The 21,583-nt window shown below is 55.0% G+C and carries 19 protein-coding genes and 1 pseudogene; 14 read left to right on the top strand and 6 right to left on the bottom strand.

The window, feature by feature from the left end; all coding sequences use genetic code 11:
- Positions 1 to 37 precede the first annotated feature (37 nt).
- On the bottom strand, positions 38 to 508 hold the full coding sequence (locus tag ADICEAN_RS08955; RefSeq protein WP_009195256.1) for an RDD family protein: 471 nt from the start codon (positions 506 to 508) through the stop codon (positions 38 to 40).
- Positions 454 to 1,152 carry a class I SAM-dependent methyltransferase gene (locus tag ADICEAN_RS08950; protein ID WP_009195255.1) on the bottom strand — a complete coding sequence of 233 codons (699 nt, stop codon included), beginning with the start codon at positions 1,150 to 1,152 and terminating at the stop codon, positions 454 to 456. Before ADICEAN_RS08950 ends, ADICEAN_RS08955 begins: the two co-directional genes overlap by 55 nt.
- Before the next feature lie 367 nt (positions 1,153 to 1,519).
- Here ADICEAN_RS08950 and ADICEAN_RS08945 point away from each other — a divergent pair, with 367 nt between their 5' ends.
- From ADICEAN_RS08945 to ADICEAN_RS08890, 12 genes and pseudogenes are all read left to right on the top strand, one after another.
- Entirely contained in the window at positions 1,520 to 1,942 is a 423-nt protein-coding gene (locus tag ADICEAN_RS08945) for a VOC family protein (protein WP_009195254.1), read from the top strand.
- A gap of 156 nt (positions 1,943 to 2,098) precedes the next feature.
- On the top strand, positions 2,099 to 3,211 hold the full coding sequence (locus ADICEAN_RS08940) for a hypothetical protein (protein ID WP_152426367.1): 1,113 nt from the start codon (positions 2,099 to 2,101) through the stop codon (positions 3,209 to 3,211).
- The gene (locus ADICEAN_RS08935; protein ID WP_051068829.1) at positions 3,202 to 3,561 is read left to right on the top strand and encodes a TlpA family protein disulfide reductase; all 360 of its coding nucleotides are present in this window, start codon (positions 3,202 to 3,204) and stop codon (positions 3,559 to 3,561) included. Before ADICEAN_RS08940 ends, ADICEAN_RS08935 begins: the two co-directional genes overlap by 10 nt.
- A gap of 145 nt (positions 3,562 to 3,706) precedes the next feature.
- Positions 3,707 to 4,438 carry a ribonuclease H-like domain-containing protein gene (locus ADICEAN_RS08930; protein WP_009195251.1) on the top strand — a complete coding sequence of 244 codons (732 nt, stop codon included), beginning with the start codon at positions 3,707 to 3,709 and terminating at the stop codon, positions 4,436 to 4,438.
- Between the two features lie 383 nt (positions 4,439 to 4,821).
- Entirely contained in the window at positions 4,822 to 5,805 is a 984-nt protein-coding gene (locus tag ADICEAN_RS08925) for a phosphatase PAP2 family protein (RefSeq protein WP_009195250.1), read from the top strand.
- Positions 5,806 to 5,906: 101 nt separating this feature from the next.
- Positions 5,907 to 6,401, top strand: coding sequence for a GNAT family N-acetyltransferase (locus tag ADICEAN_RS08920; protein ID WP_009195249.1), 495 nt, complete (start codon positions 5,907 to 5,909; stop codon positions 6,399 to 6,401).
- Positions 6,402 to 6,612: 211 nt separating this feature from the next.
- Complete coding sequence (locus ADICEAN_RS08915; protein WP_009195248.1) at positions 6,613 to 8,355, top strand: ABC transporter ATP-binding protein; 1,743 nt, start codon at positions 6,613 to 6,615, stop codon at positions 8,353 to 8,355.
- Between the two features lie 136 nt (positions 8,356 to 8,491).
- Positions 8,492 to 8,851 (top strand): endonuclease domain-containing protein, encoded by a 360-nt coding sequence (locus ADICEAN_RS08910; RefSeq protein ID WP_040396593.1) that lies wholly within the window; start codon positions 8,492 to 8,494, stop codon positions 8,849 to 8,851.
- 523 nt (positions 8,852 to 9,374) lie between these two features.
- Positions 9,375 to 11,486 (top strand): ribonuclease R, encoded by a 2,112-nt coding sequence (gene rnr, locus ADICEAN_RS08905; protein WP_009195246.1) that lies wholly within the window; start codon positions 9,375 to 9,377, stop codon positions 11,484 to 11,486.
- A pseudogene (locus tag ADICEAN_RS08900) lies at positions 11,476 to 12,467 on the top strand (polyprenyl synthetase family protein). Before rnr ends, ADICEAN_RS08900 begins: the two are co-directional and overlap by 11 nt.
- Positions 12,464 to 13,099: a rhomboid family intramembrane serine protease gene (locus ADICEAN_RS08895; protein ID WP_009195244.1), complete on the top strand. Its 636-nt coding sequence runs from the start codon at positions 12,464 to 12,466 to the stop codon at positions 13,097 to 13,099. The pseudogene ADICEAN_RS08900 and the gene ADICEAN_RS08895 overlap by 4 nt, the downstream one beginning before the upstream one ends.
- Positions 13,100 to 13,108: 9 nt before the next feature.
- Complete coding sequence (locus tag ADICEAN_RS08890; protein WP_009195243.1) at positions 13,109 to 13,390, top strand: hypothetical protein; 282 nt, start codon at positions 13,109 to 13,111, stop codon at positions 13,388 to 13,390.
- Positions 13,391 to 13,700: 310 nt separating this feature from the next.
- On the opposite strand, the gene ADICEAN_RS08885 is transcribed toward ADICEAN_RS08890, so the two are convergent.
- The 4 genes from ADICEAN_RS08885 to rplU form a co-directional block, all read right to left on the bottom strand.
- The gene (locus tag ADICEAN_RS08885; protein ID WP_009195242.1) at positions 13,701 to 14,237 is read right to left on the bottom strand and encodes a transposase; all 537 of its coding nucleotides are present in this window, start codon (positions 14,235 to 14,237) and stop codon (positions 13,701 to 13,703) included.
- 237 nt (positions 14,238 to 14,474) lie between these two features.
- On the bottom strand, positions 14,475 to 16,205 hold the full coding sequence (locus ADICEAN_RS08880; protein ID WP_009195241.1) for a sensor histidine kinase: 1,731 nt from the start codon (positions 16,203 to 16,205) through the stop codon (positions 14,475 to 14,477).
- Between the two features lie 146 nt (positions 16,206 to 16,351).
- Entirely contained in the window at positions 16,352 to 16,612 is a 261-nt protein-coding gene (gene rpmA / locus ADICEAN_RS08875; protein WP_009195240.1) for a 50S ribosomal protein L27, read from the bottom strand.
- Between the two features lie 44 nt (positions 16,613 to 16,656).
- The gene (rplU, locus tag ADICEAN_RS08870; RefSeq protein WP_009195239.1) at positions 16,657 to 16,968 is read right to left on the bottom strand and encodes a 50S ribosomal protein L21; all 312 of its coding nucleotides are present in this window, start codon (positions 16,966 to 16,968) and stop codon (positions 16,657 to 16,659) included.
- An 848-nt stretch (positions 16,969 to 17,816) separates the two neighbouring features.
- On the opposite strand from rplU, the gene ADICEAN_RS08865 reads away from it, so the two are divergent.
- Together ADICEAN_RS08865 and ADICEAN_RS08860 are read left to right on the top strand one after the other, a co-directional pair.
- Positions 17,817 to 18,809, top strand: coding sequence for a ribonucleoside-diphosphate reductase small subunit (locus ADICEAN_RS08865; RefSeq protein ID WP_009195238.1), 993 nt, complete (start codon positions 17,817 to 17,819; stop codon positions 18,807 to 18,809).
- Positions 18,810 to 18,986: 177 nt separating this feature from the next.
- Positions 18,987 to 21,389 (top strand): ribonucleoside-diphosphate reductase subunit alpha, encoded by a 2,403-nt coding sequence (locus tag ADICEAN_RS08860; RefSeq protein WP_009195237.1) that lies wholly within the window; start codon positions 18,987 to 18,989, stop codon positions 21,387 to 21,389.
- The last annotated feature ends 194 nt before the right edge of the window (positions 21,390 to 21,583 follow it).

Below are 21,583 nucleotides of genomic sequence, written 5' to 3'. Positions count from 1 at the left end.
TAAATGACTAAATAGAGAGGATTTACACGAAAGTCCCCTACCACTCCCGCACATGCGTTTTGGCCAGAAGATCGTGCAGGGCCTGGTGCTGGGGATGAAAAGCGGCCAGCACAAAGCCGATAAAGAAGGTGAAAACCGACAGGATTTTGCCCAGAAAACGCAGTGTAGCCTGTATGAAGCTCAGCCGGTGGCCATCGGTATCCACCACGTACAGGCCCATGGCCCGCTTGCCTACGGTGGCGCCCCAGGCGCTGCTGTGCATCAGGGCAAAGTACAGCCAGTAGCCCAGTACTATCAGCAGCTGTGCCGGCCCAAAGCTTTCTGAGAGATCGCGTACCAGGTCATCGCCCCGCTCTACCACCGTGGGGCCTTCGCCGGCCCAGCCCACCATTACCACCAGGGCAATAATGAAGCTGAGGGCAACATTTATCAACAGGTAGTCAAGGGCAATGGCTACCAGGCGCTTCCAGAAAGGGGCAAAACGGATGGGGGTAGCAGGCTGTTCCATTGAATGTAGTACTCGTCAGGCGGGCGGATTGTTTTCTGCAGCACCAATACCCCCATGCTGCGCTGCCCGGCTACCACCACCGATTTATAGGGCTCCCGCCACTGCAGGGGGTATTGTTGGAGCAACTCGTCCAGCAGCGCCTGGCTCAGCAGAAAGCGCTGGCTGCCATCGGGCAGCAGGTAGCGTCCCTGGTCTGCAGGCGTAAGCTCTTCCTGGGAGAGGCCCAGATCGGTGGCGGTGCGGATAAAGAGCAGGCCCCCTGTCCTGAGCACCCGCCAGAGCTCGCCCCACATCTGGATGAACTGCTCCCGGCTTTCGGCAAAGTGCAGCACGGCGCTGCAGATCACTGCCTCAAACAGCTCGTTGGCATAGGGCATGGCCGTAAGGCTGCCGCTGGCAAAGCGCTCCAGCGGATAGCCCTTTTGCAGGCTGTTGGCTACAAAGCGCAGCATGCGGATGGCCGCCGGGTTGCTATCAATGCCCCAGACCGGATATCCACCTTTCAGAAACCAGTGCAGGTTGCGCCCCTCGCCGCAGCCGGCATCCAGCACGGCACATCCAGCCGGAAAGTAGCCTTTCAGGATTGCATCCAGCAGGTACAGATCAATGTTGCCCAGTTCGTTATTAAGTTCAGGAGGTGTCATGGGGTAGTGGGTAGTGGAATTTGAGGTATTAGATAATGGACGATGGACGATGGACAATGGACAATAGATGATGGACCGTGCGGCTGGGCGCCCCCGGCGATCCGCAATGGACACTAGCTATTGGAAGTGAGCAGGTAGAAACCTCCTGACCCCTGTTGTTGGTGTTTTCACCAACAAATTTCCGTCAGGCTGCCAAAAGAGTTGTTGGTGAAAACACCAACAGAAGGACCCAGGGTGGACGGTCCAATGCGGATCGCCAGGGGCGCCTAGCCGCCCGGTCGATTGTCCATCGTCCATTGTCCATCATCCATCCTCTATTGTCTACAGAAGTCTATTCCGTATCTTCGTTTTCAAACATACACCCATTATGCAAAACTTTACCCCTTTTCATCTGGCTTTTCCCATTCTGGATATAGAAGAGACCCGCCGCTTCTATGGCGATTTGCTGGGCTGCGACATTGGCCGCAGCACCGACAAGTGGATCGACTTCAACTTTTTTGGCCACCAGCTATCGGCTCATGTTAAGCCGGAGGAGGTAGGCCGGGCCAAAACCAATGAGGTGGACGGGGATGCCGTACCGGTGCGTCACTTTGGCGCCATCCTGGAGTGGGAGCAGTGGCACCAGCTGGCAGAAAAACTGAAAGGGGCCGGTATTCGCTTTATCATTGAGCCGCATATCCGCTTTAAGGGGCAGGTGGGCGAGCAGGCCACCATGTTCTTTCTGGACCCCGCCGGCAATGCCCTGGAGTTTAAAAGCTTCCAGGACCCCAGCCAGATCTTTGCAAAGTAAAGAGAGAAGAAAGAGGTGAAAAGGCAGGTTCCGTTGGGCTCGCCTATCACAAAACACTCTCCTGGACCGTTAGCTAAACAGCGGGCTCTTCAGGCCTTGCGGTTGATAGTCATGCGCTACTGCTCCTTTTTCTATACCTGCCTACTACTAGCCACCATGTTGGGCTGCAGCCCGGCCGACCGGGAGGCGCCGGCTACAAAAACCGGCGGGCAGCGGGGACAGATCACCCTTATCTTTCAGCAGGCACCCGACCATACCCGCTATACCCTTGCCAACGGGCAGGAGCTAAGCGCCGGCAGCGCCCTGCAGTATATGGATGATGCCGGCATTAGCCGCCTGCTGGAGCTGGCCCATGCGCCGGCTACCGATACCCTGCGCCTGGCTACCCGCAGGCCCTGGGTAGAGGTGGAATATACCTACCGGGGGGCCGATCGCCTGAGCTACCTGCTGCACAGGGGAGATACGGTGCTGTTTTCCTTTAATGACAGTCTGCCGCAGGCAAGGGTGCTGAACCGCCCTGCCCACCAAACAGGGCTCAACTATGAAGTGCTGAAGCGGCAGCGGCTGAGCGGAGGGGATTTTCCCGCTCAGCTCAAATACCTCTCGGGCATGGCCTATGCCTTTTATGGATTTGCCGATACCACCCCCCTGGCCGAGCAGCTGCAGCAGGGCGAGCAGCGGGCCGCTGCCGAGGCAGAGAAGCAGTTTGCCCTGGAGCAGCAGTTCCTGGATTCCCTGCAGGCCGCGGGCACCATCTCCGACCCACACTTCAGCTTCTACAAAGAGAAAAACGGCTACCAGCAGGCCGAACTAGCCCTGCGGCAGGGCCGTATGAGCAGGAACGAACTGAAAAAACTACTGGCTCAGGGGCCCGACAGCCTGCTTGCCTATTTCTTTTACCAGAACTTTCTGCGCACGGCCGTAAGCCAGCTCTACTGGACACCGGCATCGGCCGGGGGCTCCCAGCGCCTGCCGGCAGTTTATGACTCCATTTGGGCAAGCCCCTATTTTAGCACCAACGCCAAAAAAGCCCTGCTGCTGGCCTATATGAAACGCATTGCCGAGCAATCGCCGCGGCAGGAGGTGCAGCGCTACCTGAGCCGGTTTAGGACCCAGGTGCAGGATACGGCCCTGGTGAACTACATTACCACCACCTTTCAGCTGGAGGCGGCACCCGCCGGTGCTGAGGGCATGCTGATGGACCTGAACAAGAGGAACTACCCCTGCAGGAGGTACTGGACCGGCAGCGGGGCCGGCTGGTGTATGTAGATCTGTGGGCAAGCTGGTGTCGTCCCTGCCTGGCCGCCATGCCCGCCTCTAAACGCCTGCAGCAGGAGTTCAGCGGGCAGCCGGTCAGCTTTCTGTATCTCTCGCTGGATGAAAATGCCGAGCAGTGGCGCCGGGCAGCACTAAAAGAAGGGATGCAGGCCGAGGGGGTGCTTAGCTTTCTGCTGCTGCAGGCCCGCAGCTCCTCCCTGCTGCAGGCGCTGGAGGTGCGCTCCATACCCCGCTACCTGCTCTATGATGAACGGGGCCGGTTGCTGGAGGCTCATGCGCCCGGCCCGGAAGGCCCTGCCATCCGCAGCCTGCTCCGGCAGCAGCTGCAGGGGCTGGAGTAGGGCGCTCTGCCAACGCCTGGCCGGTACGGCAAGCCCAAATCCAATCTACCTCCCAAAAAACACCCCCCACTCAGGCAAACATTTCGCCTTCTTGTAAATTTCTATGTAGCACAGGCACCCCATTTTTTACCTAACCGCTACCCCCATGACCACCCGCCCCTTTAAGGACATCCTGTTTGTGGACATTGAGACCGTTACGGCCGCATCAGATCTGGAGTCGCTGGACAAGCGCCTGCAGCAGGCCTGGCTACACAAGGTAGAATTTCTGGACTGGATGGACGAAGATGTATCGCCCGCCGAACTGTACCATTATGAAGGGGGTCTCTATGCCGAATTTGGCCGCATTGTGAGCATTTCGGTGGCCTATTTTCATGAGAAGGACGAGGGCGGGCTGGAGCTGCGGGTAAAAAGCTATGCCTCGGCCGACAACGAGCAGTGGCTGCTGGAGCAGTTCAAGGAGCTGCTCAACGAGCGTTTCGATCAGCGAACGCTGCGCCTCTGCTCGCACAATGGCAAGGAATTTGATTTTCCCTACCTCTGCCGCCGCATGCTGGTGCATTGCGTACCCCTGCCCGAGGTGCTGAACTTTGCCGGAAAAAAACCCTGGGAAGTACCCCACCTGGACACCATGGAAATGTGGATGTTTGGCAACCGCAAGTACACCATTTCGCTGGAGACCCTGGCGGCGCTCTTCCACATCCCCTATACCCCCCATCCCGAGGGCGACCAGATCAACTCCCTGTTCTTCAACGAAGGTGAGAAAGGGCTGGACCAGATTGTGCAGCACAGCCAGCAGGATGTGATTGCCACCGCCCAGGTATACATGCGCTACCGCTGCCAGCCCCTGCTGAAGCCCGAGCAGATTGTGGTGGTGTAGCGCTAGCGGTGGAAACCTGTGGCAGGAGGAATAGGCGGCAGCCCCTCACATGACCTAAAGCATTAGCCTGGAGAGAAGTCTCCGGGCTTTTTCTTTTTCAGGGGATGCGTTTCTACCCATAAGACATAAAACACCTGCTATCCTCAACGGCCTACTCGTAGCACGAATTACACGTGGCACGGGTGCTACGTGCTAGCTACAGCCTTCCGCTAAAAGAATAGCTATCAGAATAGGGTAGAGAAGCTTCTCTAAAAAATAGTTCTAAAAGGCTGCGTCTTTTTTTCAAGTCCCCCGTCATCCCCTCGAAAAGCAGGCAAATAGGCCCCACGGCAAGTCCTGCATACAGAATCCTTTTTGCATAACCCCTAATTCTACCGACCACGATGGAACCCTTTTTCTCTACCCCCGGCACCCCCAGCGAGCAGAAGCCACAGCTGCCCATCCACCTGGCAGGCATCAGCTTCGTAAGCGTATTTATCCTACTGATCCTGCTGCTCATCAGCCTGAGCGGCTTTGCCCAGCAACTTCCCTCCGCCAGCGCCTTTGGCGGTTTGGTACCGGCCGATGATCACTACAGCCGCCTGCGCAGCGTATCGGCCAGCCCCCTGGATAATGCTCTGGATGCCCTGGCATTTCCCGAAGCCGATTTTCGCAGAAAAGCCTACCTGAACCTGAAAACCACCTATGTACGGGTGCCCGTAAGCCGCTTTGCCCTGCAGCCCTATCCGGCCAACAGCTCCACACAGACCCGGACCGAGCTGGATTTGCTGCTGCAGCTGCAGGCCCGGCGCACTGCCCAGGAGATCGCTCTTACCGACAGCATGGCCAATGTGTACTACGACCCCCTGCTGACCAATACCCAGGACCCCGACTGGACCCGCAACCAGCAAAGCCTGTTTTACATAGGCCGGGGCATGGGTGCCTGGTTTGCGCCCGAGCAGCTGCCCCTCACCAGCCGGGTGCTGCAGGCCGTGCTGCAGGACGCCACCTACTACATTTTCTCCCTGAAGGCAGACTACAGCCGCCCCCGCCCCTATCAGCTGGAAGCCGGCCTGCAGCCCCTGGAAATGCCCGGCCATGCGGCCTACCCCAGCGGCCATGCCTCCGCCTCCTACCTGCATGCCTATCTGCTATGCCTGGTGCTGCCCGAGTACAAAGAGCTACTGCTGCAGCGGGCCTGGGACATGGCCTTCTCCCGGGAGATCCGGGGGGTACACTACCCCAGCGATTCGGAAGCCGGCAAAAAATTTGCCCAGCAGTTTGTAGCCCTTCTAATGAAAGACAAACAGTTTCAGCAGGACCTGGCCCTGATGAAGGCCGAGATCCGCAAGGTAAAGCAGGCCGGAGAGATCGCCTCAAGAAAATAAGATCCTGGCTATAACGAATCCACAGAAGCTGCGGGATAGGCCTAGTGCCTATCCGCAGCTTTTTTACACCCCTTTTCTTAACTTGGTTTATCTACCCGCCTATGATTCAGATACAAGCCATGCTCCCCCTCCATGCCGCCGATGTACTGGCCATTTATGAAGAAGGCCTGGCCACAGGGCAGGCTACCTTTACCACCCAGGTACCCAGCTGGGCGGAATGGGATGGCAGCCACCTGCTCCACAGCCGCCTGGTAGCGCTGGAGGAAGAGCGCGTGCTGGGCTGGGCGGCCCTTTCGGCCGTATCGGCCCGCCACTGCTACAGGGGCGTGGCTGAGCTCAGCCTCTACATTGAAGCCTCCCGGCGGGGCCAGGGCCTGGGCCAGCTGCTGTTGGAGCATCTGATCAAAGAAAGCGAAGCGAATGGCATCTGGACCCTGCAGTCTTCTACTTTTCCGGAAAATAGGGCCAGCCTACGCCTGCAGAAGCGGTGGGGATTTCGGGAGATTGGCTACCGGGAGCGCATTGCCCGGCTGCAGGGGGTCTGGCGCAATACGCTGCTGCTGGAACGACGCAGTCCCGTAGTAGGAGCAGTTTAAATGGGGGTATTCCCCTCTTGCTCAGAAGGGAGCAGGCCCGTAATTCCGCCGCCAACCTTACATAGGCTCCCAGGCCTGCCCTTTTTTGCGTAGTTTAGGGGCTATATGCGCAAGGCCTTTTTCCCGCACCGCCCCCAGCAGGAACTGCTGCTGGAGGTCAAGAATCTGCAAACCCAATATCAGACCCCCGCCGGCATCATCCGGGCGGTAGATGGTATTGATTTCAGCATTCGCCGGGGCGGAAACCCTGGGCATTGTGGGCGAGTCGGGCTCGGGCAAGTCTGTTACGGCCCTTACGCTGCTGCAGCTACTGGGCGCCCAGGGCAGGCAGGTGGAGGGCGAGGCCCTGTTCCAGTCCCGCCAGCTGGGGCCCATTGACCTGCTGAAGGCCGATAAAAAGCAGATGCGCAAGATCAGGGGCAACGAGATCTCAATTATCTTCCAGGAGCCCATGACCTCGCTCAACCCGGTCTACACCTGCGGCAACCAGGTCATGGAAACCATTTTGCTGCACCGGGAGGTGAGCCGGGAGGAGGCCCGCCGCCAGACCCTGGCCCTCTTTGAGCGGGTGCAGCTGCCCAGCCCCGACCGCATCTTTAAGGCCTATCCGCACCAGCTTTCCGGCGGGCAAAAGCAGCGGGTCATGATTGCCATGGCCCTCTCCTGCGATCCGCAGCTGGTGATTGCCGATGAGCCTACCACTGCGCTGGACGTAACGGTGCAGTCCTCCATTCTGAAGCTGATGGCCGAGCTGCGGGACGATATCAACACCGCCGTCATGTTCATTACCCACGACCTGGGCGTTATTGCCGAGGTGGCCGACCGGGTCATGGTCATGTATGGGGGCAAGGTGGTGGAAGAAGGCGATGTGCTGGACCTCTTTACCCGGCCCCTGCACCCCTATACCAAAGGCCTGCTGGCCTGCCGCCCGCGCCTGGACATGGATCTGAAGGTGTTGCCCACCATTTCGGATTTTGTGGCCAATGACGGGCAGGGACAGCTCATCGAGCGGCCCGATGCCCGCTACCATTCCGTGGGTGAGGCCCTGCTGATGAACGTAGAGACTGAAGCCGAAGTAACCCAGCGCTACCTGGAGGTGCTCAAGAGCGGTCCCCCCCTGCTGGAGGTAAACGACCTGAAGGTAGAGTTTGATGTGAACCAGAGCCCCTTTAGCCGGGGGCAGGGCAAAATGGCCGCTGTAGATGGGGTAAGCTTTAAGGTATACCCCGGCGAAACCCTGGGCCTGGTGGGCGAATCGGGCTGCGGCAAAACCAGCCTGGGCCGCAGCATAGTGCGCCTGATCGATGCCAGCAGCGGCGAGATCCGTTTTGATGGGCAGGACATCCGCACGCTCAGGGAGCGGGAGATGCGCCGCCTGCGCCGCCAGATCCAGATCATCTTCCAGGACCCCTATGCCTCCCTTAATCCGCGCCAGACCATTGGCAACGCCATCCTGGAGCCCATGCGCATCCATGGCCTGCACCAGGGGGAGCAGCAGCGCCGGGATAAGGTGATGTACCTGCTGGAGCGCGTAGGCCTGCGGGCTGATCAGTACAACCGCTACCCCCATGAATTTTCGGGCGGGCAGCGGCAGCGCATCTGCATTGCCCGAACATTAGCCCTGGAACCGCGGTTTATTATCTGTGATGAAAGCGTATCGGCCCTGGATGTATCGGTGCAGGCGCAAGTGCTTAATTTGCTCAACGAGCTAAAACATGATTTTGGCTTAACCTACATTTTTATCTCCCACGATCTTTCCGTCGTTAAATTTATGGCCGACCGCATCATGGTGATGCAGCGCGGCAAGATCGTAGAGACGGGCTATCCGCAGCAGATGTTTGAGCACCCGCGCGATGTGTATACCCAGACCCTGATCAAAGCCATTCCCCGCGGCGATCTGGAAGATATCCGCAAAGCCCAGCTGGCCCGCCTACTGGCCCGCAAGGCGGGTTGAGCCGCTGTTGGTGTAATAGTTGGGAATGGATTGAAAGTATTGCTTGTATGAAGAGATACTAGCGCCGCCCACCGAAATCCCCCCTGTCGATAGCGGCACGCGCATTGGGGTAGGGGATTGAAGGTTATTTTGATCGATGAGTGCGAACTATAACAAGAAGCTTAGACCATTAGCAAGTAATCTAAGAAATGCTAGTACCTTGGGCGAAGTGATCTTGTGGAAAGAGGTACTGAAAGATAAAAAGTTCTATGGCTACCAGTTCAACAGACAGTTTGCAATAGGGAACTATATAGTTGATTTCATTTGCAGGAAATTAAAGCTTATAATAGAAGTAGATGGGGCTTCTCATCAATATAAATCGGAGCAAGATAGTAAGAGAGATAATGAACTACGGCTTTTGGGGTTTAGAGTACTGAGACTGAGAGAATCAGAAGTAAAGCATGATCTCCCGAACGTGGTAAGAGCATTGGAGAGTTTTTTACCTGGGAATAGTTAGAATGACAAAGTAAATCCCCCTACCTCTTATGGTTATTGGATTGTCAATTACATCAATGGCTTCCTTAAGGTACGAGATCCCCCTTGGCGAAGGGGGTAGGGGGATTGTTGATATAACTATAAACCCTAAACCTATACAAGGCGGCTTTCTATCTATGATGGAAATAAGTTTCTGTTCTCCTGTTCTTATAAAGATAAAAACCAACTCCCCCTACCCCCTTCGCCAAGGGGGATTGCGTATCTTTTAGATACTTTTCAATAAAACGAACGTGTATCTCATGATAGCATATAAAAAGTAGTAGCTACTCATACTAATAAAATAAAAAATACCGCTTCTGCCCAACAGAAGATTTTTATAGACAACTTATTCCCAAATTCAGAAGGCCCGCCCTTCTTTTTGTACTAATAATCCCTAACCGGATTTTTTCGACTATGAGCCAAACGCCAAAGAACCAAAAAAGAACCGATTTAAGTCGCGCAAGAAAAGCAGCAGCGGCGAAGCCAGCAAGGACGACGTTTACCGCATGAAAGACCGCATTCGTGCCCTGCTAGATAAAAATCGCTCCCGCGCCCTCTCTACCCACCACATTATTCGCAAACTGGACCTGCAGAGCCGCAAGCAGCTGGATGCCATGGAAAGCGCCCTGCACAAGCTGGTAAAGGATGGCGATGCCGAAATGACCCGCAACGGGCAGTTCCGCACCCGCCTGAAGGCCGAGATCATTGAGGGACGGGTAGACTTTGTAAACTCCCGCTATGCCTTTATCATCTCGCCTGATACGCAGCAGGATGCCATGGTAAACGCCAACCGGCTGAAAAATGCACTGGATGGCGATATTGTAAAAGTGCAGCTCTATGGCGGCGCCAAAGACCCCGACAAGCGTCCAGAGGGCGAAGTGATTGAGATTGTAAAGCGCGGCCGTACCCAGTATGTGGGCCGCATTCAGCTCTCCAAGGGCTTTGCCTTTGTGATTGCCGACAGCCGCAAAATGCACTTCGACATATTTGTGAAGCCCAACGATCTGCTGACGGCCCAGGACAACGATAAGGTAATGGTGGAGATCACCCAGTGGCCCGACCGCAACCGCAATCCGGAAGGAAAAGTGGTGCGGGTACTGGGCCCGGCCGGTGAGAACAATGCCGAGATCCACTCCATTATGGCCGAGTTTGACCTGCCCTTTGAATTCCCCAAGGGGGTAGAGTCGCAGGCCAGGCGCATCAAAGATGATATCACCGAAGAAGAGATTGGTCGCCGGCGCGATTTCCGGCACATCACCACCTTTACCATCGACCCCTTTGATGCCAAGGACTTTGACGATGCCATCTCGCTGCAGCTGCTGGAGAACGGCAACTACGAGGTGGGCATTCACATTGCCGATGTAAGCCACTATGTAAAGCCCGGCACCATGCTGGACAAGGAGGCCATCGAACGGGCTACTTCTGTCTACCTGGTAGACCGCACCATTCCCATGCTGCCCGAGCGCCTCTCCAACGAGCTGTGCTCCCTGCGGCCCCAAGAAGAAAAACTCTGCTTCTCGGCCGTGTTTGAGCTGGACAAGGAAGCCGTGGTGGTGAATGAATGGTTTGGCCGTACGGTCATCTACTCCGATCGCCGCTTTACCTATGAAGAAGCCCAGGAGCGCATCGAGACCCTGCAGGGCGATTTTGCCCGGGAGATGATCATCCTCAATACCCTGGCGCTGAAACTGAAGGCCGACCGTTTTGCCCGCGGCGCCATCAACTTTGAGACCGTAGAGGTGAAATTCAAGCTGGATGAAGACGGCCGTCCGCTGGCCGTAATCCCCAAAGTGCGTAAAGACTCGCACAAGCTGGTAGAAGAATTTATGCTGCTGGCCAACAAGCGTGTGGCCGAGTGGGTATACAAGCAGGGCAAAAAAGGAAGGGGAGAGTATAAATCGCCTACCTATGTGTACCGGATCCACGATTCGCCCAACCCCGAAAAGCTGGAAGGCTTCTCGGCCTTTGCCAAGAAATTCGGCCATCAGCTCAATACCGAGGAGGATGCCGTATCCAATTCGCTCAACAAGCTGATGCTGGCCATACAGGGCCGCCCCGAACAGAATGTGCTGGAAACCCTGGCCATCCGCAGCATGGCCAAGGCCAAATACTCCACCGAGCCCGAGGGGCACTTTGGGCTTGCTTTTGAGCACTATACCCACTTTACCTCGCCCATCCGCCGCTATCCGGATGTGATGGTGCACCGCCTGCTGCAGCACTACCTGGATGGGGGCAAGAGCGCCGAGCAGGACAAGTACCAGAAGCTGTGTGAGCACAGCTCCGACCGGGAGAAGCGTGCCGCCGATGCAGAGCGGGCTTCCATCAAGTACAAGCAGGTAGAGTTTATGAAGCTGCAGGATCCGGAAACCATCTGGGACGGCCTGGTATCGGGCGTTACCGAATGGGGCGTGTATGTAGAGATTGTAGAGACCCGCTGCGAGGGCATGGCCCGCCTGGCCGACCTCAAGGACGACTACTACGAATACGATGACCAAAACTACCGGATCGTTGGCAAAAGCAACAAAAAGATGATTACTTTGGGCGATAAAGTAAAGGTGAAGGTAAGCAATACCGACATCGACCGTCGCACCATTGATCTGGAACTCATTGAATTCTGATAAAGACGTACTCTCGGTACAGGAGCTCACCAGCCGGCTGAGCCAGGCTGTTGAGGAAGCCCGCTATGGGGGGGAGCCGCAGTCGCTCTACGAGCCCATCCGCTACATTATGGCGCTGGGGGGCAAGCGTATACGGCCCCTGCTCACCCTGCTGGCGCACCAGCTCTGGCAGCAAGACCCGCAGCCGGCCCTGCAGCCGGCCCTGGGGGTAGAGGTCTTTCATAATTTCAGCCTCATGCACGATGATATCATGGACAAAGCCCCGCTGCGGCGGGGCCAGGCCACCGTGCATGCCCGCTGGAATGAGAACACCGCCATCCTGAGTGGTGATGTGATGCTGGTAAAGGCCTACGAGCGCCTGATGCAGGTGCCCGACGGGCTGCTGCGTCCGGTGCTGCAAAAATTCAACCAGTGCGCTGCCGAAGTGTGCGAGGGCCAGCAGCTGGACATGGAATTTGAGGCGCAGGAAGGGGTGAGCGAAGAAGCCTACCTGGACATGATCCGCCGCAAAACGGCCGTGCTGCTGGGCTTTAGCCTGGAGCTGGGCGGTCTGGTGGCCGGCGCCGATGCTGCCGCCTGCCAACACCTCTACGAGCTGGGTATTAACCTGGGGCTGGGCTTTCAGCTGATGGACGATGTGCTGGATGTGTATGCCCCGCAGGAGAAGTTTGGCAAGCAGGTAGGGGGGGATATCATCGCCAACAAAAAACCTTTCTGCTGATAAACGCCCGCCAGCGCGCTACCGGCGGCGATGCAGAGGAGCTTGACCGCTGGCTGCAGGCCCGGGACTTTAAGGCTTCCGAAAAGGTAGCGGCTGTTACCGCCCTGTACGACCGCCTGGGCATTCGCCCCCTGGCCGAGGCCCGTATTGATGCCTATTTTGGGGAGGCTTTTGCCGCCCTGGAAGCCCTGCCGGCACCCGATGCCCCCAAGGAACCCCTGCGCAGCCTGCTTCACTTCTTATCCAAGCGAGATACATGAACCTAAGCATCACCGTAATTCTGATCCTGGTCACCTCGGCGATCAGTATATACGCCTTTCAGCAACCCGAGCTGCTGAACCGGCTGCTGTTCCATCCCTACAGCATCCGGCGCCGCAACGAGTGGTACCGCTTTGTGAGCAGTGGCTTTGTGCATGGCAGCTGGATTCACCTGCTGTTCAACATGTTTACCTTTTACTGGTTTGGCGAGGCCGTGGAGCGCTATGTGCTGAAGCCCCTCTTTGGTCAGGAGTTGGGGGCCATTTTGTTTATAGCTCTTTTTGTGGTAGGAATTATCATTGCCCATATTTCCACCTACATCAAATACAAGGATGCACCCCACTACCGCTCGCTGGGGGCCTCCGGAGGGGTATCGGCGGTGGTGTTCTGCAGCATTATGTTCTATCCGGTAAATGACCTGTGCCTCTATGGGCTGCTGTGCATTCCAGGCTTTATCCTGGGACCCCTGTACCTGATCTATTCCTATTACCAGGGCAAGCGCGGCGCCGACAACATCAACCATGAGGCACACCTGTTTGGGGCCCTTTTCGGCATTGTGTTTGCCATTGTGGTAGATCCCCGCGTTATTGGCCGTTTCGTAGATCAGGTATCCACCTACCAACTTCCCTTTTAATCTTCTGCTGTGAAAAATCGCTGGTTCATTATCCTCATTGTTGTGCTTTACACCGCAGCGGCGCTTAGTCTGCTGGGCGTAGGGGTGGTGCGGGAAAAGCTAAAAGAGCAGCAGGCGCTTGAGCAGTCCGCCGAAGGGGGTAGCCAATCTGTGGAGCGCCAGACTCTTCAAAACAAATTTCTCGTCTGGCAGGGCATTGCCGTAGTGCTTTTTGGCTCCGCCTCTCTGCTGCTGGTCTTCCGCCACAAGCTGGTGAAGGAAACAAGGCTGGAGGGGGAAGAGGGGGTTTGATGCGAGTAGGGCGGTAGCAGATTCCCACAACCTTATTTATCGATTAGATTTAGTAGTATTGAGTTCCAGTCCGCGCCAAGTAGGAACAATCAATAAAAAAGTTGTTGTAATTCCATTGGGGTGAAAACACCAACAACAGGCTAGCAGCGCTCGACTAGAGTGGTTGGGTGAGGACCTTACACCCCCCTCCAGTTGTTGGTGTTTTCACCAACAACACAACTGCTGTTCCGATCAACGGGCTCCAGTGACCCACCGGTTGTTGGTGTTTTCACCAACAACACAGTTGTTATTCCGATCAACGGGCTACTCCTTATCCTAGATCCTCTAAATAATGCGTAAGAAAGTCATACGTTTTATCTCCCTCCTCATAAAACCGCACAGAAGAATACGTATATCCCAAAGGACTGTCTGCTAATAGCCACTTTCCCTGTACCGGGTTATTGTGGATGTAATTGAGCTTTTGCTCCACCATGTATCTCGAACTAAGTACTTTTGAAAGCGAGTTTCGTTGCCAGAATTGGTACTGCCGATCTTTCAAACCCACATAAAATTTTTCCAGGACAAGGGGATGGTGTGTTCGTAAATCCAGCTTTATCATTTGGCTGGTATACTTCATAAAATCCCGCTGTACACTTTCCAATCGCCAGTCGGGCAACATTCTCCAAAGTAAATGAATATGGTTTGGCATGATGACAAAGCCATAGAGTTTGACCCTCTTCTCCAAAACCAGAAAGCGAAGACTTTCTACCGCTATATTTTTATACTTATCCGGTTTCAATAGTTGTTTCCATCCCAGTATGGTAGCTGTATAAAAGCTGATATGATTCTGGCCTGCATCTCCTTCCATGCTTACTACAATTGGAGGCGCGGGGAATTGTTGTAATAGCGCGTATTGGTAAAACCAAAATGAGTAGGGCAGGTAGTGTTGTTGGTGAAAACACCAACAACTGGATCGGGGCCTGTAGTATTATTGTAATTCCATTAGGGGTGAAAACACCAAAAACGGGATAGGGAAATACTCAGCCTCCAACCTGTTGTTGGTGTTTTCACCAAGAATCGGAGGACCATTCACCCCTTCAAACCTCTAATTCTCACTCTGCAGGGGCAGCATGTCCTTTTCGGGCAGGTTGCGGCGCAGGTAGAGGTCGTTGGGCAGAAAGATGCGGAAGGTGGCACCGCTGTTGGTGTGGATGGAGGAATCCAGCGTAATGTAGCCGCAGAGGCGCTCGACGATGGAGGCTACAATGTAGAGGCCCAGACCGCTGCCCTGCGATTTCTCATGACCCCGGTAGTACATGTCGTAAATGCGGTCCTGAATTTCGGGGTCGATGCCGGGGCCGTTGTCAGCCACGGTCATGAGCACCCCATTGCTTTGCTCATCTACCGCTACCCGGATGCGCGGGTTCTGGTTGTTGCGGAACTTGATGGAGTTGTCGATGAGATAGAACAGAATGCCGCGGATCAGCTTCTCATCCGTAGAGAAGGGGGTGGTGGTGCGGATGGCCACATCTACCGAAATGCCCCCATCCCGAATGGAGCGTTCAAAGCTCAGCAGCACATCATCAATAAGGGCCTGAAAATCGATGGCGGCCAGGCTCAGGTCTTCCTGCTTTACCTTGGTGATGGCAATAAGCTCGGAGAGGGTAAACTCCAGGTGGTTGGCCCTCTCGCCCATGAGCTTGATGTACTGGTTGGTGATGGGGTCCTGCACCTCCATCTTGGCCACATTGATAAGGCCGCTGAGGGTGGCTACCGGCCCGCGCAGGTTGTGTGAGGCCTTGTACATAAAGGTCATCAGCTCCCGGTGGATCTTTTCGGAGCGGATCTCGGCCATTTTGCGATCGGTAATGGGGTAGGCCATGCCCATGTACTTATAGATCTGGTTGTGCTCATCGTATACGGGCACTACCGACATATCGATCCAGAAGGGCTGGCCCTCCTTTGTTTTGTTGCGCACCTCGCCCCGCCATACCTGCCCATGCTGCAGGCTGTGAAACATGGTGGTCCAGAAATGTTTGGGATGATGGCCCGAGCTCAGCACCCGGGGGTTTTGGCCCAGCAGCTCGTGGCGGCTCCAGCCGGTAATTTCCGACACCTTGCTGTTGATGTCGATGATGTTGCCCTCCAGGTCTGTAACGGTAAGCATGGCCGAGCGATCCAGCGCTTTTTTGTAATGGTGTAGCTCGTTGTGGATGCGCAGCTTTTCCTCTTCGGTACGGATGAGGTCGGTGAGGTTGTTGGCAATCACCAGCTTGGCGGTATGCTCATTGAACTGGATCTGGTGAATGACCAGGTCCAGGAACACAATCTCCCCTTTATCATCCGAAAAGCGCCAGATGCCGGCTTTTTCGTAGTGCTGCTCGGGCTGCAGGTGCAGGTTGAGCAGGTACTGGTCTTTTTCGTACACCAGCTGCTGCAGGGGTTTCATGCGCAGCTCGGCCATGGTATAGCCAAAGAGCGCCAGGGCGGCATCGTTGAGCGACAGCAGGCGTTTTTCCTGGCTGCTGCAGATCCACATGGGCTGGGGGCTTTCTTCGTACAGTTTACGGTAGCGCTGTTCATCGGCCAGCAGGCGCAGGCGCTGGCCCCTGAGCTGCTGGTGGCGGGTGCGCAGCACCAGCATGAGCAGACTGGCAGAAATGAGCAGAAACAGCAGGTTGAGAAAGGCGCTGCCCAAAAGGGGCATGTCGGGCACCAGCTGAAGCAGCCAGGCCGATAAGGCAAACCAGAGCAGGCCGCCCAGCAGATAGAGCACAACGATTTTCAGCGGGCTGTTGCCTTCCGGGGGGTGCTGGCTGCTACGATGTGATTGCATAAAAAGCGAACTGCTGTCTATTCTCCTCAAGGGGGATACCTACTCCAAAGCCGATAATACTACTTTTTGGCCAGCCGGACAAAATAAAAAAGCACACAGCTAGGGGAGGCTGTGTGCTTTATGGTATATAGTGTGCTGGGAGGCGCTTAAGCCTCCAGCGGAGTTACCGATACAAAGGAACGGTCTTTGAATCCTTTGCGGAATTCTACTGTACCGTCTACAAGAGCGAAAAGGGTGTGGTCTCTGCCGATGCCAACATTCTGGCCGGGGTGGTGCTGTGTACCACGCTGGCGAATGATGATGTTACCAGCTTTGGCAAACTGGCCACCGAAGATTTTTACACCAAGTCGTTTGCTATGCGATTCACGGCCGTTTTTGGAACTACCGACGCCTTTCTTGTGTGCCATGGTATTTCTAAGGTCTTGGTTTTGTGGTTAATAATAAAGGTGGATTACTGGGTGATGCCTGTGATTTGCACCTTTGTAAAATCCTGACGGTGTCCGTTTTTCTTCTTGAAGCCTTTGCGGCGCTTCTTTTTGAAAACGATCACTTTGTCGCCTTTTACATGGCCAAGGATTTTCCCTGCCACCTTAGCACCCGAGATACCCGGGGTACCGACAGTTACGTTATCGCCATCACCGATGAGCAATACGTTGCCGAATTCTACGGAAGCGCCTTCTTCGCCTGCCATCAGAGGGGCATATACGAATTGGTCTTGTGTTACTTTGAACTGCTTTCCTGCTATGTCAACAATTGCGTACATTGTACTAGAATATAGAGTTTCTAAAACAGAGGGCAAAGATAGGTATTCAGGGACAAATTTCCAACCTGATTTTCAGCAAGTCCTGCTTTTGTCCTGCACTTAATACGTACCTCCCGGCAGGACCTTTTCTGTTTCTGTTCTAACACTAGCCGTCAGGAGCGTTTTTGCCCCTGCCGAAGGCTGCTGCAGGCCCCTGCCCCCAGCCCCCTTTCCGGGCTGCGTACTACTAAGCGGCCGCTTCCGCCATTGGCTAAAAGCAGTGCCGCAGGGGGTCTGCAACAGCTGAGTGAAAAAAGCGCTGCTGCGTACACATTTCCCAAATCATAAACAAGCATTCATGTAATAAAGAAGCCAGCAACATTAGATAAAATTTTGGCAGCCTGCCCAAGTGGCGAAGGACATTTTGAAAAGCCGGTCAGATCCCAATGCCCGGCCTTTTGCTGCCGGCCCGCTCCCTGCCGGCAGCAGCAGGGAGCAGAGCCGGCGCGTAGCTTTCCAAAACCGTACCACAGTTATGCACAGCGGGCTGTGAATAAAATTTTGAAAAAATTTTCGATCTGTAACTCATTGACCTTCAGCCACTATAAGAGGCAAAATGGGGGCATTGCAAGAATAAAACTTTTCAAATTAATTGAGCATTAACCTTCTGTTAACTAGTGCGTTATATAGGTGGAGTTACAATTTTACTTCACATAAGCAGAGTTTGAAAAGCGGGTAAGGTTTTTAATATTTGTAAGCATACCCCAACAAGGCGCAGCGCTTTATCTCCTACTCCGGGCCTCTCCCTGAGAAGCTCAATTTTCCAGGAATCGCTGCGTAATGTTTCATCACAAAAAGAACGCAAAAGCATGAGCCGTATCGCCGCATCAGAAGCAGAAGAACCTATTCTACGGGAAAATAAAGATCGCTTTGTGCTATTCCCTATTCAGCACAATGACATCTGGCAGTTCTATAAGAAAGCGGAGGCCAGCATCTGGACCGCCGAAGAAATAGACCTGAGCCAGGACCTGAAAGACTGGGAAAATCTGAATGATGGCGAGCGCCACTTTATCAAACACGTGCTGGCCTTCTTTGCGGCCTCTGACGGGATTGTGAACGAAAACCTGGCCGAAAACTTTGTGGCCGAGGTGCAGTATACCGAAGCTAAGTTCTTCTATGGGTTTCAGATCATGATGGAAAACATCCATTCCGAAACCTACTCGCTGCTGATCGATACCTATGTTAAGGACCAGGGCGAAAAAGATTACCTCTTCAATGCCATCGATACCATGCCCTGCGTGGGCAAAAAAGCCCAGTGGGCCCTGCGCTGGATCAATGAAGGAAGCTTTGCCGAGCGCCTGGTGGCCTTTGCGGCCGTAGAGGGCATTTTCTTCTCCGGCTCGTTCTGCTCCATCTTCTGGATGAAGAAGCGCGGGCTGATGCCGGGCCTTACCTTCTCCAATGAGCTCATCAGCCGGGATGAAGGCCTGCATTGCGATTTTGCCTGCCTGCTCTACACCCAGCACCTGATCCACAAGCTGCCCACCGATACGGTGAAGCGCATTATCATGGATGCGGTAGAAATAGAAAAAGAGTTTGTGACCGACGCACTGCCTGTAGACCTCATAGGCATGAACGCCCGCCTGATGTGCCAGTACATTGAGTTTGTGGCTGACCGTCTGCTGATGGAGCTGGGCGTAGAAAAAGCCTATGGGGCTACCAACCCCTTTGATTTTATGGAAATGATCTCGCTGCAGGGCAAAACCAACTTCTTTGAGAAGCGCGTAGGCGATTATCAGAAGGCCGGGGTCATGAACCAGGAAAAAGAAAAACCCAAGTTTTCGCTGGACGAAGATTTTTAAGCTTCTCTCCCTTTCAACCAAAAAAGATCGAGAGCGCAGGTTCTGGGGCCGCCGGCGGATTAGGGACCGCTGGCTGTGCCGCCAGAAATTCCAGGTAACCCAGTTGTATTAAGAGTAGTTAGCTATACGACAGTGCTGCCCCGCCAAAGGCTTCGCTGTCCTTTCAACCAAAATAGTATGTTCGTAATAAAAAGAGACGGAAGACGCGAATCAGTTCGCTTCGACAAGATCACCGCCCGCATTGAAAAGCTTTGTGGAGGCCTGGATGCCCGCTTTGTGAGCGCCGTAGAGGTGGCTAAAAAAGTGATCAACGGCCTGTATGATGGGGTAACTACCCAGGAGCTGGACAACCTGGCTGCCGAAACCGCCGCTTCTATGGCCACCCGCCATCCGGACTATGCGGTACTGGCAGCCCGCATTGCGGTAAGCAACCTGCACAAGCTTACCAGCAACAGCTTCAGCAACACCATGAAGCGCCTCTACACCTACATCGACCCCAAAACGGGCGAGAACGCTTCCCTGATCAGCAAGGACGCCTGGAAGGTGGTAAAGGAGCATGCCAAAACGCTGGACCAGGCCGTTGATTATACCCGCGACTTTACCTACGACTACTTTGGCTTTAAAACGCTGGAGCGCTCCTACCTGATGAAGTGCGACGGCAAAATTGTGGAACGTCCGCAGCACATGATCATGCGTGTGGCCGTGGGCATTCACATGGATGATATCCCCTCGGTGATCGAGACCTACAACCTGCTGAGCGAAAAGTGGTTCACACACGCTACGCCTACCCTCTTTAATGCCGGTACGCCCAAGCCGCAGATGTCTTCCTGCTTCCTGCTCACCATGCAGGATGATTCCATTGAAGGCATCTACGACACCCTGAAACAGTGTGCGCTCATCTCGCAAAGCGCCGGCGGCATTGGCCTGTCAATCCACAACATTCGCGCTACGGGCTCTTACATCAAGGGCACCAACGGCACCTCCAACGGCCTTATCCCCATGCTGCGCGTGTTTAACGACACCGCCCGCTATGTAGACCAAGGGGGTGGCAAGCGCAAAGGCGCCTTTGCCGTATACCTGGAGCCCTGGCATGCCGATGTGTTTGAGTGGCTGGAGCTGCGCAAAAACCACGGTAAGGAAGAAATGCGCGCCAGAGACCTTTTTTACGCCCTATGGACGCCCGACCTGTTCATGAAGCGGGTAGAGGAAAATGGCGACTGGAGCCTGTTCTGCCCCAACGAAGCCCCCGGCCTGGCCGATTGCTATGGCGAGGAGTTTGAGAAGCTCTACACCAAGTACGAGCGCGAAGGCCGTGCCCGCAAAGTGGTGAAGGCGCAGGATCTCTGGTTTGAGGTGCTGGAAAGCCAGATTGAGACCGGCACCCCCTACATGCTCTTTAAGGACCACGCCAACCGCAAGAGCAACCAGAAAAACCTGGGCACCATTAAGAGCTCTAACCTCTGTACCGAGATCATTGAGTACACCGCCAAGGACGAGGTAGCCGTCTGTAACCTGGCTTCCCTGGCCCTGAACAAATACATTGGCTATGATGAGAAGGGTACCCCCTATTTCGATCATCAGAAGCTGTACGAGATCACCAAGGTAGCCACCAAGAACCTCAACAAGGTAATTGACCTGAACTTTTACCCCGTACCCGAGGCGCGCAACTCCAACATGCGCCACCGCCCCATTGGCCTGGGGGTACAGGGTCTGGCCGATGCCTTTATCATGATGCGCATGCCGTTTGACAGCGCCGAGGCCCGCCGCCTGAACGAAGATATTTTTGAGACCATCTACTATGCCGCCATGGAAGCCTCCATGGAGCTGGCCCAGGTAGAAGGTCCGTACCAGACCTTTAAAGGATCGCCGGTTAGCAAAGGCATCTTCCAGTTTGATATGTGGGGCGTAACCCCCAAGAGCGGCCGCTGGGACTGGTTTGCCCTCAAGCAGCAGGTACGCAAGCATGGGGTGCGCAACTCCCTGCTGGTAGCCCCTATGCCTACGGCCTCTACCTCGCAGATCCTGGGCAACAACGAGTGCTTTGAGCCCTATACCACCAACATTTACAGCCGCCGTACCCTCAGCGGAGAGTTTATTGTTGTGAACAAGCACCTGCTCAAAGACCTGATCCAGCTGGGTCTGTGGGATGACAACATGAAGAACCGCCTGATTGCCGCCAACGGCTCGGTGCAGGATATTCCCGAAATTCCGCAGCACATCAAGGACCTGTACCGCACCGTGTGGGAGATCTCGCAGAAAGCCATTATGGACATGGCCGCCGACCGCGGTGCTTACATCTGCCAGAGCCAGAGCCTGAACATTCACATCCAGGACCCCAACTTCGGCAAGCTCACCTCCATGCACTTCTATGCCTGGAAAAAGGGCCTGAAGACGGGCATGTACTACCTGCGCACCAAAGCAGCCGCTTCGGCCATTCAGTTTACGGTTGACAAAACCGCCCTGCAGCAGCCCAAAGCCGCCGAAGCCCAGCAGCCCGCCCCTGCCAACGACGACCAGAACCGCTCCGACATGGCCTGCTCCCTGGACAATCCGGACGCCTGCGAAGCCTGCGGCAGCTAAGAATTTGAGTTTTAGTTTATGATGAAGCGATTCCCCCGGTGCGAGAGTGCCGGGGGTTTTGTTTAAAGATATGGAATACATTCTTTGGTGCGATGAATCTATAAGTAAGGGGGCTCACTATTCAGATTTTTATGGGGGAGTCCTTGTTAGGTCTGATCAATTGCGGATAGTTAATGAGGCCTTCAATGATATTA

It is taken from the genome of Cesiribacter andamanensis AMV16, from assembly GCF_000348925.1.
GTDB lineage: Bacteria > Bacteroidota > Bacteroidia > Cytophagales > Cyclobacteriaceae > Cesiribacter > Cesiribacter andamanensis.
This window is presented reverse-complemented; position numbering and strand designations above follow the sequence as displayed.

Bases quoted from the DNA above. Each gene is read 5' to 3' on its own strand.
- ADICEAN_RS08955 (WP_009195256.1), bottom strand. From the start codon at position 508: ATGGAACAGCCTGCTACCCCCATCCGTTTTGCCCCTTTCTGGAAGCGC.
- ADICEAN_RS08950 (WP_009195255.1), bottom strand. From the start codon at position 1,152: ATGACACCTCCTGAACTTAATAACGAACTGGGCAACATTGATCTGTAC.
- ADICEAN_RS08945 (WP_009195254.1), top strand. From the start codon at position 1,520: ATGCAAAACTTTACCCCTTTTCATCTGGCTTTTCCCATTCTGGATATA.
- ADICEAN_RS08940 (WP_152426367.1), top strand. From the start codon at position 2,099: ATGTTGGGCTGCAGCCCGGCCGACCGGGAGGCGCCGGCTACAAAAACC.
- ADICEAN_RS08930 (WP_009195251.1), top strand. From the start codon at position 3,707: ATGACCACCCGCCCCTTTAAGGACATCCTGTTTGTGGACATTGAGACC.
- ADICEAN_RS08925 (WP_009195250.1), top strand. From the start codon at position 4,822: ATGGAACCCTTTTTCTCTACCCCCGGCACCCCCAGCGAGCAGAAGCCA.
- ADICEAN_RS08920 (WP_009195249.1), top strand. From the start codon at position 5,907: ATGATTCAGATACAAGCCATGCTCCCCCTCCATGCCGCCGATGTACTG.
- ADICEAN_RS08915 (WP_009195248.1), top strand. From the start codon at position 6,613: ATGGTATTGATTTCAGCATTCGCCGGGGCGGAAACCCTGGGCATTGTG.
- ADICEAN_RS08910 (WP_040396593.1), top strand. From the start codon at position 8,492: ATGAGTGCGAACTATAACAAGAAGCTTAGACCATTAGCAAGTAATCTA.
- rnr (WP_009195246.1), top strand. From the start codon at position 9,375: ATGAAAGACCGCATTCGTGCCCTGCTAGATAAAAATCGCTCCCGCGCC.
- ADICEAN_RS08895 (WP_009195244.1), top strand. From the start codon at position 12,464: ATGAACCTAAGCATCACCGTAATTCTGATCCTGGTCACCTCGGCGATC.
- ADICEAN_RS08885 (WP_009195242.1), bottom strand. From the start codon at position 14,237: ATGGAAGGAGATGCAGGCCAGAATCATATCAGCTTTTATACAGCTACC.
- ADICEAN_RS08880 (WP_009195241.1), bottom strand. From the start codon at position 16,205: ATGCAATCACATCGTAGCAGCCAGCACCCCCCGGAAGGCAACAGCCCG.
- rpmA (WP_009195240.1), bottom strand. From the start codon at position 16,612: ATGGCACACAAGAAAGGCGTCGGTAGTTCCAAAAACGGCCGTGAATCG.
- rplU (WP_009195239.1), bottom strand. From the start codon at position 16,968: ATGTACGCAATTGTTGACATAGCAGGAAAGCAGTTCAAAGTAACACAA.
- ADICEAN_RS08865 (WP_009195238.1), top strand. From the start codon at position 17,817: ATGAGCCGTATCGCCGCATCAGAAGCAGAAGAACCTATTCTACGGGAA.
- ADICEAN_RS08860 (WP_009195237.1), top strand. From the start codon at position 18,987: ATGTTCGTAATAAAAAGAGACGGAAGACGCGAATCAGTTCGCTTCGAC.